General features: G+C 34.4%; 11 protein-coding genes. 5 read left to right on the forward strand and 6 right to left on the reverse strand.

Going from position 1 to position 15,166, the window contains the following annotated elements:
- Positions 1-196: 196 nt before the first annotated feature.
- From AZF04_RS10540 to AZF04_RS10550, 3 genes are all read right to left on the reverse strand, one after another.
- Complete coding sequence (locus tag AZF04_RS10540; RefSeq protein WP_061948653.1) at positions 197-2,740, reverse strand: CBS domain-containing protein; 2,544 nt, start codon at positions 2,738-2,740, stop codon at positions 197-199.
- Positions 2,741-2,866: 126 nt separating this feature from the next.
- On the reverse strand, positions 2,867-3,508 hold the full coding sequence (locus AZF04_RS10545; protein ID WP_061948654.1) for a hypothetical protein: 642 nt from the start codon (positions 3,506-3,508) through the stop codon (positions 2,867-2,869).
- 171 nt (positions 3,509-3,679) lie between these two features.
- Complete coding sequence (locus tag AZF04_RS10550; RefSeq protein ID WP_061948655.1) at positions 3,680-4,267, reverse strand: cell wall hydrolase; 588 nt, start codon at positions 4,265-4,267, stop codon at positions 3,680-3,682.
- Positions 4,268-4,695: 428 nt separating this feature from the next.
- On the opposite strand from AZF04_RS10550, the gene AZF04_RS10555 reads away from it, so the two are divergent.
- Complete coding sequence (locus tag AZF04_RS10555; RefSeq protein ID WP_061948656.1) at positions 4,696-5,511, forward strand: CAP domain-containing protein; 816 nt, start codon at positions 4,696-4,698, stop codon at positions 5,509-5,511.
- A gap of 720 nt (positions 5,512-6,231) precedes the next feature.
- Here the strand turns inward: AZF04_RS10555 and AZF04_RS10560 are convergent.
- A complete protein-coding gene (locus AZF04_RS10560) occupies positions 6,232-6,900 on the reverse strand; it encodes a DNA alkylation repair protein (RefSeq protein ID WP_061948657.1) in 669 nt (222 codons plus the stop codon).
- A gap of 550 nt (positions 6,901-7,450) precedes the next feature.
- A complete protein-coding gene (locus AZF04_RS10565) occupies positions 7,451-7,963 on the reverse strand; it encodes a DUF3231 family protein (protein ID WP_061948658.1) in 513 nt (170 codons plus the stop codon).
- 343 nt (positions 7,964-8,306) lie between these two features.
- On the opposite strand from AZF04_RS10565, the gene AZF04_RS10570 reads away from it, so the two are divergent.
- Complete coding sequence (locus tag AZF04_RS10570; protein WP_061948659.1) at positions 8,307-9,434, forward strand: D-alanyl-D-alanine carboxypeptidase family protein; 1,128 nt, start codon at positions 8,307-8,309, stop codon at positions 9,432-9,434.
- Positions 9,435-9,578: 144 nt separating this feature from the next.
- Here AZF04_RS10570 and coaA read toward each other — a convergent pair whose 3' ends face one another.
- Complete coding sequence (gene coaA / locus AZF04_RS10575) at positions 9,579-10,532, reverse strand: type I pantothenate kinase (RefSeq protein ID WP_061948660.1); 954 nt, start codon at positions 10,530-10,532, stop codon at positions 9,579-9,581.
- Positions 10,533-10,719: 187 nt separating this feature from the next.
- Here coaA and AZF04_RS10580 point away from each other — a divergent pair, with 187 nt between their 5' ends.
- The 3 genes from AZF04_RS10580 (at position 10,720) to AZF04_RS10590 (ending at position 15,148) form a co-directional block, all read left to right on the forward strand.
- Entirely contained in the window at positions 10,720-11,394 is a 675-nt protein-coding gene (locus tag AZF04_RS10580; RefSeq protein ID WP_061948661.1) for a rhamnogalacturonan acetylesterase, read from the forward strand.
- Positions 11,395-12,514: 1,120 nt separating this feature from the next.
- Entirely contained in the window at positions 12,515-14,659 is a 2,145-nt protein-coding gene (locus tag AZF04_RS10585) for a type IA DNA topoisomerase (RefSeq protein WP_061948662.1), read from the forward strand.
- A 183-nt stretch (positions 14,660-14,842) separates the two neighbouring features.
- Positions 14,843-15,148, forward strand: coding sequence for a hypothetical protein (locus AZF04_RS10590; protein WP_045488832.1), 306 nt, complete (start codon positions 14,843-14,845; stop codon positions 15,146-15,148).
- Positions 15,149-15,166 lie beyond the last annotated feature (18 nt).

Consider the following 15,166-nt stretch of genomic DNA (forward strand, 5'->3'; position numbering starts at 1 on the left):
TAGGTAGTGACTCCCAAAGGATCAGCGCCGTCTGAAGATCCACTCTGGCGAACCTCTGCGTAGTCAGAGTTAGCTGAAGACAAGCCCTTGGGAAAGCATCTACCTAAAGTGTAAATCAAAAAACAAATCGATCGGTCTTCATTATAAGATAGGAATTATGAAATGGATTCAAATAATAAGCTTTTGTATTGAAATACTAATATGGTTCATTACGAAGCTCTTCTTTGACCCAATTAATCGCTTCTTCTCTGGACAGCAGTTCTTGATTGAGCTGCCTTTGCTCAAGTCTTAATAATATTTCTTTAAACAGGGGTCCTACTGGAACATCCAATTTTTTTAAATCATGACCATTTAATAATCTTTTCAAGCTGTCTCTTCTTGCAACATATTCTAAAATTTGGTTAGAGAATTCCCCTTTTCGGCTTAGGGCATAAAATATAAGTGCTTCCGATTTTAAACAGTGAGCAAACTTATGGAATTCACCCATATTATTAAAAGGTGGAAGGTTTGTTGCCTCAATTAAATGCTGTAAAAAAACCTTATCTTCAACGGTCAGAGCATATGGCGTAATGATATCGATCCAGCCATCTGATTCAAAAATCAGCGCCGTAAGAAGCATCATGGTTTTTTCCTGTTTGTGTAACAATAGCTTTTCAAATAAATGCCAATGTTCAGTAGTAATACTTTTATTAAATAAATGATTCCAGACACAAAGTTCATCTAATTGATAAAATAATTCATATCCGTTTTTTTCTTTTTGAATGAGATGGAATTCAGCTAAAATCCTCGTGTAGCTTAAACGTTTTAAAGATGCTCCTGCATTTTTGGCAAGCTCACGTGTCTGAGAATCTAAACGGTATTTTAATCGATGTGCAAAACGAACAGCTCGAAAAATTCTAGTAGGATCCTCTACAAAGCTTAACGTGTGTAGTATTCTTATTTTGCCCTCTACTAAATCTACTTTTCCATTAAAATAATCAATAAGTTCTCCAAAATTCGTCGTATTTAAAGAGATAGCCATTGCATTAATTGAAAAATCTCTTCTAGCTAAATCCTCTTTTAAATTGGAAAAATGGACAGTCGGCAGTTCAGCTGGATTTTTATAATATTCGGTTCGACACGTGACTAAATCTATTTTTTTTGAATCGGATAGGATGAGAGTTGCGGTTCCAAACTGTTGATGCTCTTGTAGTTGTCCTTGCATAATAGAAGCTAAATGCTGACCGAAAGCTATTGCATCTCCGACAATGACAATATCGATATCCTGATTTTGTCTTTTTAATAGAAGATCTCTGACGAATCCTCCAATTAAATAAGCAGATACTCCTTTTATTTCTGCCTCTTCTCCAACCGTTTTTAAGAGTTGAAATGTATCAGAAGATAGCGAAGATTTTAAAAGCCCATCAACCTTATTTAAAGAATGAATGGCAGAACGATTATGTAAATGCTCTCGATATCGTTTATTATGAAGAACTTCAACCATATCTGATCTAGAGATGATTCCTATAACTCGATTTTCTCTTTCTACTAATAACCTTCCTATATTATGAGCAATCATTAATTCTTGAATATGCTCTAATGTAACAGATTCTGAAACGGTAATAGGCTCTGTCGTCATGTATGCCTTGATAGGAGCATGTCCAAGATCGTGTCTTAAAGCTTTATCTACATCTTTTCTAGAAATAACGCCTACTAATTGCTCATCCTCTGATAGTACAGGTAATCCGGTATGACCAAATTGTTGCATTTGTTCAGCGGCATAAGAAATTTTATCCTTTTCATGGACCACCTTTACGGGTGATGACATAAGCTGAGCGGCCGTAATGGCAGGTTTGAGCATGAGAGGAAGCATACTTTCGACATCAGAATAAACAGTCTGTAGGTTTGCTCGTTTTACTGTGGCTGATGCTGCTAGTTCGTGACCATTGCCACCAAGTTTTAGAATAAGTTCTCTAACATTAATTCGTTCGCCATGCCCTCTAGCAACAACATATACGTGTTTATTCATTTTGACAACAGCTATCGCTGCATCTGCTTCTGTAGTTTCTAATAATTTTCCCGTTAAAAAAGCTAGATGATTAACATATTCACTTTGTTCAAATATCGTTAGAAAAACCGTTAACCCGTCAATAGAATGTTTGGTACCGCTTATTAACAACTGTTTAAATAGAATTTGTTCTTCTGCACTAAAGCTTTGTTCAGAAAATTGATTGATAAAGTCTAAATCTAAGCCTTGATGAAAAAGAAAACTTGCCGCCTCTAAGTCTCTAGCTGTTGTATGGTCATAGGTGAAATGTCCAGTATCTGAATAAAGGCCAAGACCGAATAAGGTCGCTTCAAAAGGAGTAATGGTAAGGTTATTCTCAATAATTTCTTCTATTAATAACGTAACAGATGCCCCTAATTCTACGATAGATTCTGATGAGGCTTTAATTCGGTTTTCATTTATAGGATGATGATCGTATACAATAAAATCGGCATGCTTCAACTGCTCATAAGGAATTTCTATTCGATTGGGATTCGTTACATCGACAATGATACAGGTGTCTACTTTAGACCAAGTAATATCCTCTTTTGCTAAAAAACGAAAATGATCGCGATGAATAGCAAGAAATTGTGCTAAAGCGGGGTTTTGCTTTTCAGGTAAAACTAGGTTTGCTTGTGGATATAATTTTTGTGCTGCGATCATGGAGGCAAAGCCGTCAAAATCTAATTGGGTATGTGAGTGGATAATTTGCAATAGTTACTCCCCCTAAATGGAATCCAAGCTCTCAATAAGAAAGTGATATTTGGCTCATTGTAGCAGGATTCCATAGATTTGTCATGTGAAGGAAAGCTTAAGGGAGTTTAGAGGGAGAGGTTGAGCTTATTGTCTTGATTCGACAACAAGCCCTCTTGCTTGATAAGCGGCAATATTTAAATGGCTATTGTAAGGTTGGTCTTTTTCTTTTGAAATCATATGAACGGATTTTAATACAGCTAATTTGAATTGCTCAAAGGCAGAAAGAGCTTCTTGTTTTTCTAACTTTGAGATAGACGGTTGTTCATTCTCCTCTTTTTTCTCGGTATGGTCTCTGACTAATTCTTGTTTTTCATTAAATGAAATGTGCAAAGCTTTTAATGGGTTTTTATAAAATTTGTAACAGTTAATGAGAAGTGTTGAGCTATTAGAACCATATAAACAGTCATTTAACAGAAATTCTTTAAGTAAAAGGTTATATTTATCTAAAAAGTGGTTAATAGACGAGGTTGGTTGAAGTTTAGTTTTTTTTCGCTTTTTACAGGAAGACTGACTAGATGTTTTATGGCTTGGGTTCTTTTGTAATTGATTATAATATTGCTCAAAAGACATAATTTTGTTTTCTGAAATAGATTCTGCATAGTTTTCCGTTCGATTGATCGTTGATAATGGTTCAACTTTTTTTACTGATTCTGGAGAAAAGCTCTGAACATAATTCTCTTGAATTCGAGATGAACGAAGAGAAGAGATCTTCGAAATTCTTGTCAATTTCCGCACCTCCATTTTCTTACTTATACTTAAAGTATTCCTTTAATGTTCTATTATGAAACCTAAAGTAAGAACAATAGGAGTAAAGTATGAAAGGCTAATCAGTGTTTGAATAAACATCGAATAACGATAAAAAAGACTCAGCCATAGAAGGTCTGAGTCTTTACGTGATTATTTTGAGAAAACATGCTTACCAATGGTAATCGTTTCTGTTCTCGTTGCATTCCAATGATTAGTCGCTGTTTGAGGATTATAGAAGAATATAGAGCCTTGTCCTTGTCCATCAAAAGCTAGAGCCTCATTTACCGCTGCTTTGGATTCAGCATCTGCTGGTTTATTGATTTCACCGTTCATATAAGGGGTAAAAGCATAGTGACCAGATGGTGTGACTTCTTGAATGACCTCAGTTATCGTATCGGGAAAGTCTGTATGCTGAACACGATTTAACACAACTGTTGCTACTGCAACTTTTCCGGCATAGGGTTCACCTTGTGCTTCAGCGCGAACAAGACGAGCTAATAAATCCTTTTCTGCTTCTGAAATAGACTCTGGAATTTGAAGTACTTCGCCTACCATTATAAGATTACTGTTTCTTTCATTCATTTCTTTAAGGGATTGCACGGCTACACCGTATTGCTGTCCAATTTTATAAAGACTCTCTCCCTCTTTAACAGTATGATTACTTTGTGCTTTTGCCTCATCTATATTTAAGAACGCTAGAGAAGCTACAGCCAAAAAAGACATTGTAAACTTTTTCAAAAAAAATACCTCCTTTAAATCTAGAGAGGCTATCTCCAAATTAAATGAATTAGAGAATAAACCTCAAAAACTCAATTTTTAATCTATCATAAAAAAATAGGCTATAAGCCATGAAAAAAATTCCAATAATAGGTGAAAAGTAGCTTCGTGATAGTCGTGTCGCGCCGGAAGCTACTTCTTTACGTTTAAATGTACTATATTACGTTTTTGTAACAGGATGTTGACGAACTCATCATCATCTCTAAAATCGTTTGTTGGTAAAGAAAGAAGGTATCTGGTTCATCATGATTTTGGAAAAAAAAGGTTTGAAATATTTCATATTTATTCCACGAAAATATGAATCTTTTTCCATAGTCAGATGGATAAAGGCTATGCTACGATTCAACTCGTAGAAAACAAAAATTTCTCAAATCGGGAGGATTTATAACATGAAAAAAGTTTTAGCTACAACATTTTTGGCAGCAGCGCTTGCCGTTACTGGGTTTTCTGGACAAGCTGATGCAAAGCAGAGTTTAGTTCAACCTTATACTTATAAAGTAGTTTCTATTTCTTCTTTTGATTCAATTGAAAATGAAGAAATTTCAGAATGGGCTCAAACGAAACTACAAGGTTTATTAGAAGGAAGTCAACTAGCAAATATGAATTGGAATTCAGTTTTACCTTTTCTATGTCAAGTTGAATGGCCAAATAAACCTGTAGAGGAGCCGAAGGAAGAAGAACCAGCACCTCAGCCTGAACAGCCTGTAGAGGAGCCGAAGGAAGAAGAACCAGCACCTCAGCCTGAACAGCCTGTAATCGAAGAGCCTGTTGAAGAAACACCAGTCGTGGAAGAAGAAGAAGTACAAAATGAGAATACAGCAAATGTTACTCAAGAAGAACAAGAAATGGTTAACCTAGTTAATCAAGAGCGTCAACAAAGAGGACTAGCTCCTTTAACTATCAACAATGAATTAACAAAGGTTGCTAGAGTAAAAGCTCAAGATATGATTGACAACAATTACTTTGACCATCAATCACCAACTTATGGTTCTCCATTTGATATGTTAAATCATTTCGGTATTTCATATCGCACTGCTGGTGAAAATTTAGCAGGAAATCAATCTGTTGGAGCAGCTCACCAAGCTTTAATGAATTCACAAGGACACCGAGAAAATATTCTTAATTCAAATTATACAGAAGTAGGAATTGGAGTTATTGACGGTGGAAGATACGGAAAAATGTTTGTTCAATTATTCAAAGGATAATATTGCAGTGATTTCAACTCTAGTGACCGTCTAAGGTTACTAGAGTTGACTGCGTTTTAAGGGTTTTTCATTTTTATGAATTTTTATATGTGAATCCATTTCATCATTCATATCTTTTAATGAAAACCGAACGTTTTGGTTTTTGATTTTCACTTTAGGCAGATGCTTTCCCAAGGGCTTGTTCTCAGCTAACTCTGACTATTCAGAGCTTCGCCAGAGCGGATCTTCAGACTGCGCTCATCCTTTGGGAGTCACTACCTACTTTTTCAATCAAGAAGTTAATTCCCAAACATTTAAATCATATTTTATAAGACACGTTGGTTTTACTCGTTTATAGAGCAATGATGAAATTCACTCATGTAGCCTACAAATAATTTAAATAAAAAGAGCCATTAATCTAGCATATCGATTGCTTTGATTAATGACTCTATATCTTTATGAGTGTACACTTAATCGATTTTACTCAAAACTAAAACTAAAATTAAAATTAAATAGATCAAAAACAGATGGAATCATATGCATGAATAACTTCACTGATGTTAGGTACCCAACTGTTCGCATCTCCAAGACAGTTCACCATCTTTAGAAGGGCGGTAACTAATTTTTTATTTGTATTGCCCCGCCCCGCGGGAAATCTGTACTTCTCAAAGAAATGCGCTATTCATACTGAGGATTTAAATTTCTTTTTGCATAGAACTCTAATACATTTTTCAGAGGTAACTATTTAGTATGTCTTTTGTTAACCTCAATGGTAATGAACTCCGGTAAATAGTTAGGAGTACATCCTTTTGATACCATTTCACCTTTGTAAAGACCGGTTTCCTCACCAAGTTTCATACAACGTGCTCGATTTCTTTCATCATAAACGCCTATCCATCCTGCGGTGAAATTCATAGCCCATTGAACCTCTGGCTCTTCATCCGTAATAGTATCTTCTATTGCCGTAAGCAAATCTGGGGTGTTATCAGGCGGTGTTTGTCCAGTCCATCTTAAACGAGCTTGATAATACCAGAAAACTCGCCTTTGAAGAGGAGAAGGACTATTCTTCCATGACTCTATCAATGTAATTTTCTTCTTGTCTTTAGTGAGTTGATTAGCCATTAACCAATCCATTAAGTTATTACGCTCAACAAAATCGTGTGATTGCATATCCTGATCAAGCTTATTAATCACATCTTCTGAAAGAAGTTTTTTGTCCATAATTAAGATGGCTAATAGTCTGGGCAAAAACGCTTTAGTAGACCATAGCTCCATAGCTAGTTCATGATCCTTTTTTATTTGCTTGGCGATTTTTCGTAAGTCTCCTAGCTTCGTTTGACTATTAATCTGAGATAATATGTTTTCTGTTTTTGGAGATAGGCTGATTTTATTCTCATTTTTTCCATCCATTTTATAAGCCTCCTTTATTAAAAATACGGTTTCCAATATGTGCTTGTCAGATATTTGAAGAACTTAGTATTCGTTTTATTGCAGTTATGTAATCATATTGTAGCATATATGAAAGCTTTCTCCTTCTATTTAAAATAATACTAAGAATGTTAGAATTTCGTCAGAATAAATATCGTACTAATTTTATGAATATGATAATGAAGGCTTGATTCAGAAAATAATGATGATTATGATTAAATAAATGATTATACTTTAGGGGGGCTATTTTGAAAAAAATATTTTTAACATTCTTAATCGTTATCATATCAGTAAACATATTATTGGCTATTATTGGTACGGTAGGTGTCGTATTTAGAATATAGTGTAAAAACACAACACGCTCATACTCACGTGTTGTGTTTTTGAATGATGAAAGAAAAGTAGGTTAAGTTGTAACAGAAACAGAACATTTTTTGGTTCGATATTTATAGATATAGCTTTCTATTTGGATAAAATTACCTTATTAAAAAGAAAAGAGTAGTAAAATATATGGAGGTAAGGTTAAGGAGTTTTACTCATCGTTGAGCTGATAATGATGTAAGGGAGGAGGAACTAACCAGCCTTTTTCCTTTGTTAATTTTAAGTATTTAGCTCCTAGAGCTGCTTTTGCTACATGAATTTGGCCAAACATCATGGCGATGTCTTCTCGAATGGATTGGCCCATTATTTGACTACAAGCAACCAATGCTGCTGCAATAGCCATTGAAGCCGATGCTGCTACATCTGCATCCGGAAAACGAGCACCGGCGGGAATGTCATTTAATTCTGCTTTTGGTGCTTCAGGTGCTGCAGGCGGCAGAGCGACACCGTTAGCTTTTAATAATTCAGAAACTTGTTGTACTTGAGCCTTTCCTGATTCAACCGATTCTTGTAATAATTTCTTTAAATCGTTATCTCCCACATGATTAATTAACACTAACGTATCTGCAATGTCTTTATTGGCAGTCATAACGAACTCCCATGTGCTAAAAACCTCGCCGTAATGCATTGGCTCTTCTTGTGGATTTCCACTTAAAATTCCCATATTAACCCTCCTATGTATATTAAAGTTTGAGCTACCTGATTGGCCCATTCATTAAGATAAACAAATGAGGAGCATTTATACATGAAATTTATGGTAATCGAAATGAATCTATTAGAGAATTTGATATTTTTATCCTAATACAAAAGATGTTATAGAATTAGTGGTAAATTCCGGTTTTGTTTAAAATAAAGGGTTTTATTACTGTGACATGCTTAGACATAGACTTAAAGGAATGGGACTTTTTTATGTTTGTGTAATGTAATTGTAATTATTCTGATATACTCATGTAAATAAGATCTTTTATCCTATTAAGGATACGTAATTAATCTGGAGGGAAGAGGTTTTGAGCTATTTTCGATATTACTTTATTTTCTTAATGATTTTAGGCTTATTCATATTTATTCAACCTAATGTATCAGCAGACTTTGAACAAGACTTCCAATTAAATAGTGAAGTTGCATTATTAATGGATCAAAAAAGTGGAGATATTATATATAATCAAGACATTAATCAAAAAATGTATCCAGCAAGTATTACGAAAATTGTAACGGGGATTATTGCCATAGAGCAAGGAAACCTAGATGATATAGTAACAGTAAGTAAGGGAGCAACAGAGGTAATTGGAACAAGAGTTTATCTCCTAGAGGGGGAAGAGGTTAGCTTAAAAAAGTTAGTTCAAGGCTTATTAATTAATTCAGGAAACGATGCAGGAACAGCTATTGCCGAATATTTTGATGGAAGTGAAAAAGCTTTTTCTGAAAGGATGAATCAGTTCCTTCAAGATATTATTGGTGATAACCACACTAACTTTACCAATCCTCATGGATTATATGATGAGGATCATTATACAACGGCGCTAGATATGGCTAAAATAACGAGCTATGCCCTACAGAATGAAACGTTTAGAGAGATTGTAGAAACAAAAGAACTTGATTGGATTGGAGAAGGGTGGGAAACGACGATTCATAACCATCATCGTTTATTATGGGACTATGAAGGAACGACTGGAGTAAAAAACGGCTTTGTCCAAAATGCCGGGTACACTCTTGTTACTTCAGCTCAAAGAAATGATTTGGATTTGATTGCCGTGACTTTAAATGCCCCCAATGCTCAGTTAGCCTATAAGGATACGATGTCTCTTTTAGATTATGGTTTTGATCATTTTGAAACGAATCAGGTTCATGGTAATAATAAGTTCCTTGGTCCAAATGGACATGAATTTATCTTAAATCAGGATGTTTATTTTACCCAGTTATTAAATGAAACTGTTGAATTTCAAGTAAATCCGGATCATAAACTTGAAATTATTGGAACAGAAAATCGAATGATTAAGGAAGTTCCATTACATGAACTAAAGGTAGAACCGGTTCAAACAAAAGCAGAGCTTGAAAAGAAGCATGAAGCCACAGAAACAGAAGCTAGCGGATTTTTCCTACAATTATGGAACCATATTAAAGGATGGCTTTTCTAGTTCTGTATACATTCCAACCTATACAAACAATAAAAAAACGAGTCTGCTCTAATCGAGCGGATTCGTTTTTTAAACGTTAAAATCAGGATTTTATCAAATATAATGAGCTATAAACCGCTCTGCAACAAGAAAAGGAACCATTTTTTATAATTTTTTTATTAATATATCGGTGACTCTATGTCCAATGCCTTTATTTAATATTAAATTTGCACGGTATTTTGTTGGCTTAATATTTTTTTCTAGGTTGATTTTATTTACTGTATTCCATACATCTGTAGCAAATTCGACTGCTTCATTGTCTGAGAGGTTACGATATCTATGAAAATAAGAAGATGGATCATGAAAAGCAGTATTTCTTAAAATTTTAAAGCGATCAATATACCACTGTTTAATGTTATTTTCATCTGCATCTACATAAATGGAGAAATCAAAGAAATCGGAAACAAAAACCTCTGGAATATTTTTATTTTTTTTATTGACTTGTAAAACATTAATTCCTTCAACGATGACGACATCAGGGCTTTCAATCACCTGGGATTTGTTCGGTATTCGATCGTATGTAAGGTGGGAATAGACAGGTACTTCCATCTTCTCAGCTCCTGATTTTAAAGATAATAAAAATTGAATTAATCTTTCTATATCATAACTTTCCGGAAAGCCTTTTCTTTTCATAAGTTGGCGTTCTTCAAGCTTCGCATTTGGCAAGAGAAATCCGTCTGTTGTCACCAAGTCAACTTTAGGTTTAGTTGGCCACTGAGAAATTAAAGCTTGAATTAATCTAGCTGTCGTTGATTTTCCTACAGATACACTTCCAGCAATTCCAATAACGAAAGGTACCTTTTTCGTTGATCTTTCAAAAAATACATTCATATCATGATGAAGATTCATGGAATGAGTCATTTGAAGAAAAAGAAACTGTGAAAGAGGAAAATAGATATCAGCGACCTCATCACTAGAGATTACTTGATCGATTCCCTGTAGTTTACTTATTTCCTCTGAGCTAAGCGCGACTCTTTCTGGCTTAGCAAGAGATGACCACTCGAGCCTATTAAAGTGAGAATAAGCTTCACTAGTCTTCATCGTTATATTGGTTGACATAGGTTTATACTCCTTTTTCACACACTTGATGACTTTGTCATGGTAAAACTTTTGAAAGTAAGTAGTTTTAATATCGCCATTTTACCAAACGATGATTCAACTCACAACCTATTGAAACGATATAAAAAAAATATCTTGATTGCTGTTTCAATTAAAGTAAAATATATCATTAGAAGGGGTGAAAACGTTGTTAAAAACAAAAATTTATTTAGCAGGGGATTCTACAGTTGCTAATTATCCAAAAACTTCTGCACCGATGGCAGGTTGGGGTCAATTTTTGCACCTATTTGTCAAAGAAGGGGTCGAAATTGTCAATGAAGCGACAAACGGTAGAAGCTCAAAAAGTTTCATTGAAGAAGGTCGATTAGAAAAAATTCAAAAAAACCTAAAGGCCGGTGACTATTTATTCATTCAGTTTGGTCATAATGACCAAAAAAGCGATGAAAGAGGAACCGATCCGCAAACAACATATCCTGAATATTTAAAAAAATATCTGAATGTTGCTAAGAGTGCTCAAGCCCATCCTATACTGATTACACCGGTTGAAAGAAGAAGATTTTCAGCAGAAGGAGAGTTTTTACCTGCTCATGGTGAATATCCAAATGCGGTTAAGGCTTTAGCGATACAAGAGAATATTGCATTAATCGATTTAAGAAAGCGCTCACAAATGTTAATGGAAGAACTTGGTGATGAGCAATCGAAATTATTATTTACACAGCTTGAAAAGGGTGAGCATCCTAATTATCCTGATGGTGTCATCGATAATACGCACTTTAATGAGAGTGGTGCTAAGCAAATTGCTAATCTTGTAGTAAAAGAGATTCATTCATTAAATCACTCATTAAAAAAATGGTTTATATAAAGATGCTTTTGTAAAAAGTATGTTGACTGAATCCATTTCATTATGAAAACGGAACGGTTAGGTGTTTGATTTTCACTTTAGGTAGATGGTCTTCAGCTAACTCTGACTACGCAGAGCTTCGCCAGAGTGGATCTTCAGACTGCGCTGATCCTTTGGGAGTCACTACCTACCGTTTCAATCAAGAAGTGAATTTGCAAAAATTCAAAACCTTTTTATCATAGATGTTCGGTTTCGTTCACTTAAATTGATCCTTCCTATCTTTTAATGAAAATCGAGCGATTAGGTTTTTGATTTCCACATTAGGTAGATGCTTTCCCAAGGGCTTGTCCTCAGCTAACTCCGACTACGCAGGGCTTCGTCAGAGTGGATCTTCAGACTGCGCTGATCCTTTGGGAGTCACTACCTACTGTTACAATCAAGAAGTGAATTCAAAACATTTAAGGCATATTTTTTAATAAAAGTTCGGTTCATTGACTTAAACCCACTTCGTCATTTCTATCTTTTAAAGAAAACGGAACGATTAGGTTTTTGATTTTCACTTTAGGTAGATGCTTTCCGAAGGGCTTGTCTTCAGCTAACTCCGACTACGCAGGGCTTCGTCAGAGTGGATCTTCAGACTGCGCTGATCCTTTGGGAGTCACTACCTACAAGTTACAATCAACAAGTTAATTAACAAACATTCAAATAAATGTGTATTATAATTTTTCGGTTTATTCACTTATAGAGTCATTATGAAATTCATTCGATTGTTTAATATTTCATATTCTACCAATATATTTTACAAAATAAGATGAAAGAAGCTCGATTTTTCCTATTTTTCTTATATCGTTTTTTCGTTATTAAAGCTATAATAAATGATGATAAAGGGATTGGGGAGGAATCGGTATGTCACAAGCTAAAATAATAAAAGGATTACTTTTGCTTTTTGTTATTGGGGCTGTGGGTATCATCTTAGTAGCTGCAACATAAGCTCTTTTAAGTTTAAATGAAGAAACTACAGCCTAAATACATGACGAACTCTATATCAGAAGAACTGCTAGCTATAAAGGCAGTTCTTTTTTTCTATACTTGAAGTTTTGGATAGTTCTCACTAAGATCAAGTTGAACGGAGGAATACATAATGAAATTAATTTTAACAGAAAAGCCATCCGTTGCTAAAAATATAGCGGATGCACTAAAGATTAGAACAAAAAAAGATGGATATTTTGAAGGGAACGGCTATATTATTACATGGGCATTTGGTCATTTATTACAACTATATGATGCCAAGGATTATCATCCTAAGATGAGAACATGGAAAATGGAAAACTTCCCTTTTATCCCAGATAAATTCGAATATAAAATAAAGTCCAATATAAGAAATAAACAGAAAAGTGATAGTGGAGCAAAAAAGCAAATGAGTACGATTAAACGATTAATGAATCGAAAGGATGTTATAGGAATTATCTCTGCCTGTGATTTTGATCGTGAAGGGCAAATTATAGGGGACAGTATTATCTATAATAATCAAACAAAGAAACCAGTAGAAAGACTACTTCTTAATGAGTGGACACCTAAGGAAATCATGAATGGTCTCCAACAATTAAAGCCGAATGAACAATTAAAGCCTCTACAAGATGCTGGAGTAAGTCGACAATGGGCTGACTGGCTCATTGGAATAAATTTAACATCAGTAGCAACTTTAAAATACCAAAAAGGGAAAGGAAAGGCATTAAATATTGGTAGAGTTTTATTGCCTACTTTAAAAATTATTTATGATCGTGATCAGGAAATCGCTCAGTTTAAATCAGAACGCTTCTACCGTTTAGAAGCTGATTTTAAGTCTAAAAGTGGCGAAGCTTATACGGGTATTTATCAGTTTGACAAGAAAAGCTCTTTTAAAGATAAAGAGCTTTTACATAAATGGAAGGAACAAATCGTCGGTCAGGCTGCAGAGGTTGTAAACGTAGAAACGTCTGTCAAAAAAGAATTTCCGCCTTTTTTGTTTAATTTATCTAATCTTCAAGGTTATATAACGAGTAAATACAACGGTTGGACTTCTGATAAAGTGCTTAAAGTAGCCCAGTCTTTATATGAAAAAAAATATATTACCTATCCTAGAACATCAAGTATAGCTTTAGATGAAAGTTTAATGAGAAAAACGGAAGACGTCTTAAATAAAGTAAAACAGGGCTTAGACTATGAAGAAGAAGTTAGGTTCTCACGTTCAAAAAGGATATTTAATAATCAGAAGGTAGAAAGTCATAGCGCGATTATTCCTACATATATCGTTCCTAAAAAGTTGACGAATGATGAGGATAAAGTCTATCAAGCTATTAAAAATCGGTTTATTATGCAATTTATGCCTATTTCTCAATATGAAGAAAACGTGATTGAAACGAAAATACTGATCCCTGAGATGTTAGGGACTTTTTTATCAAAGGGAAGAAGAGAATTAGTAAAAGGTTGGAAGAAGGTCGAACAAATAAAAAGCAAAGAATACTTCCTGCCTGATTTACAAAAAAAAGAGCAGGTTATGGTCAAAAGCAGTCAAATAACCGAGCATGATACAGAGCCACCTAAACCTCATAGTGAAAAATCATTATTAAATATGATGCAAACTTGTGGCAGAAAAAGCTCAGCTGTCAATGAGGAAGAAATTCTTTCTGGATTTAGTATTGGAACAGCTGCAACGAGAGCAGATACGATTAAGAAATTAAGAGAAATAGGTTATATTAAAATAGATAAAAAGAGTTTATTTTGTACAGAGCTAGGCAAAAAGTTAGTAGAAACGTTTCCCATCCAGTCACTTTTTAATTTGAATTTCACCGGGAAATTAGAAAAGGCACTAGCTGATATAGAAAAAGAAAAAGTTCGTAAGCACGATTTTCTTTCGTTTATTTATGATTTTACAGAGAAGTCAGTGAATCAAATAAAAAATGGGGAAGAGGTTACTATCCATGAAACGGTACAAATGGATAGAAAAAAGCAGGAGAATTTAGGAAAATGCCCAAACTGTGGTCATCCAGTTATAGAAGGAGTAAAGGGTTTTGGCTGCAGTAATTGGAAGCAAGGCTGTAAGTTTGTCATTTGGAAAAATGATAAATATTTACTCTCCATGAAGAAAAAACCTAGCAAAACAATGGTAAAAAGCTTATTAAAAAATGGGAAAGTATTAGTTAAAGGGTTAACGAGTAAAAATGGGAAAAAATTTAATGCTTATTTAAGCTATCAAAAAAATAAAGAAAATGATTACTTTAGCTGGTCAATGGAATTTATGAAGTAATGTGAGGAAAGATGTCAAATATTCTACAGTCTCTTGGAGCATTCTCCAAGGGGCTTTTTTATCGTTTTAAAAATACTTTTCCTTTTAAGCTACTAAATTGATGAATTTGTTACTAATAGATTCGTCTATGCAAAAAAAATAGAGTTGCATAGGATGTACTATCACTGGAAAGGAGGAATTAAAATGAGTTGTTCAAACTATGGTAGATGTAATTCTTACGGAGGTAATAGAGGAAGCAATAGAGGGAATTGTGATTGTGATACGTTTTTTAGACATGTTTCTAAAAATCAATTTGTTAGAGTTTTTCTTAAAGCATCTAAGCACGTAGATGGATTTTTTATTGAAGCCAATGGAAATGAAGCAACATTATTTGATTTTAATGAGAGATGTCATTCGGTCATAACAATTTGTTGTGATGACATTGTGGCTGTTGAAGTAAGTCATGCGAATAATGATAATCGTTGTCACGATCACAAAAAACATCACTAAAAATGTGTGAAAGTCTTG

The organism is Alkalihalobacillus trypoxylicola (assembly GCF_001590785.1).
Lineage (GTDB): Bacteria > Bacillota > Bacilli > Bacillales > Bacillaceae_D > Alkalihalobacillus > Alkalihalobacillus trypoxylicola.